Here is a 1,457-nt window from a genome sequence, read left to right on the forward strand (position 1 = left end):
CCACGGAGCCCCCGCCGCCGCCCGTCACGACGGCGATGACCACCACGCCGCCGCCCCCGCCGCCGACGACCACGCCGCCGCCGACGGCCCAAGCGCCGTCCAGCACCCCGACGACGACGGTGCCGATGACGACGCAGTGGATCCACGTTCCGCTGCTGCCGGTGCCGATACCCGTCCCGGTCCCGGCCAGCCAGGCCCCCCAGGCGCCCCAGGCGCCGCCGTATCCGCAGTACCCGGGCAACTCGCAGAACCCGTTCCTGAGCCCGGGCTACTGAGCCCCGCCGCGCCGCTGTGACCCTGATCAACCTGAGGTCAGGGCGACAAGCGCCGTCGCCCGCACGCGGGTAGCGTGGTATCACCCAGTTCGGGTTGGGTCTGTTTTTTGGTGCCCTAGGGGAGGGCAGTCAAGACCTGGGGAGGCGCAAAGTGGACATCGTGCTCGGAGTGTCAATGGCTCCGACCACCGTCCGCCTGGTCCTCATCGAGGGCCAGGATGCCGACGGTGTCACAGTCGAAGAAGACCAGTTCGACGTCGCCGCTTCGGGCGCGCCCGCGCAGGTGATCGACGCGATCGTCGGCACCCGGGAAGGCGCGACGGAGGGCGGCTACCAGCTGACCTCGACCGGGGTGACGTGGACCGATCCCGCCCAGGTCGGCGCCCTGCGCGAGGCGATCGCCTCGCACGACGTCGGCAGCGTCATGCTGGTCTCCCCGTTGCTGGCCGCGGCCGCGCTGGCGCAGACGGTCGGTCAATCCATCGGCTACCAACACATCGCGATGCTGTTCGTCGAGCCCGACAGCGCGACGCTGGCCGTCGTCGACGTCACCGACGGTTCCATCATCGATCTGCACCGCCGCCAACTGGTGGGCGACACCGCGGTCGAGCTGTCGGGCATGGTCGCGGGGCTCGGGGCGCCCGGCTCGGAGGCCGACGGCGTGTTCGTCGTGGGCTGCGGGACAGGGCGCGGCAGCGACGTGGCCGCGATCAAGGCGGCGCTCGAGGCCGCGACCCCGCTGGCCGTCAGCGTGCCCGAGGAACCGGACATGGCGCTGGCCCGGGGCGCGGCGCTGGCGTCGGCCAACGCGCCACTGTTCGCGGTGTCGACGGCCGCGCTGGCCTACTCGCTGGATCCCGGCACCGGCGAGGTGAGCCCCCGGCCGCTCAGCCCGACCTACCTCGAGGTTTCCGGCAATGCCCGCCCGGGCGCCCTGGCCTACAGCGCCCTGGACGACCTGGCGGACGAACCGGACCAACCGCGGCGGCGCAGGTTCCCCGTGCTGGTCGGCAGCGCGCTGACCGGCATCGCCGCGGTGGCGGCCGGGGTGGTCGCGGTCTCGCTGACCTCGGACGCCCACCCGGCGCCGCAGAGCCCGCACGCCGTCGCCCCGCTGAATCGGGTGCCGGCGCCGCAGGCGCAGCTGCCCGCCCCCAGCCCTGCGCCGGCCGCGCCGGCACC

At 73.9% G+C, this 1,457-nt stretch carries 1 protein-coding gene and 1 pseudogene; both read left to right on the plus strand.

The features are described from left to right. Positions 1-275 (plus strand): annotated as a pseudogene (locus AWB89_RS27310) (Hsp70 family protein); the annotation flags it as partial. A gap of 151 nt (positions 276-426) precedes the next feature. Then, the coding region (locus AWB89_RS17140; RefSeq protein ID WP_241520524.1) for a DUF7159 family protein at positions 427-1,457 on the plus strand (1,031 nt) is incomplete at its 3' end.

It is taken from the genome of Mycobacterium paraense (assembly GCF_002101815.1).
Lineage (GTDB): Bacteria > Actinomycetota > Actinomycetes > Mycobacteriales > Mycobacteriaceae > Mycobacterium > Mycobacterium paraense.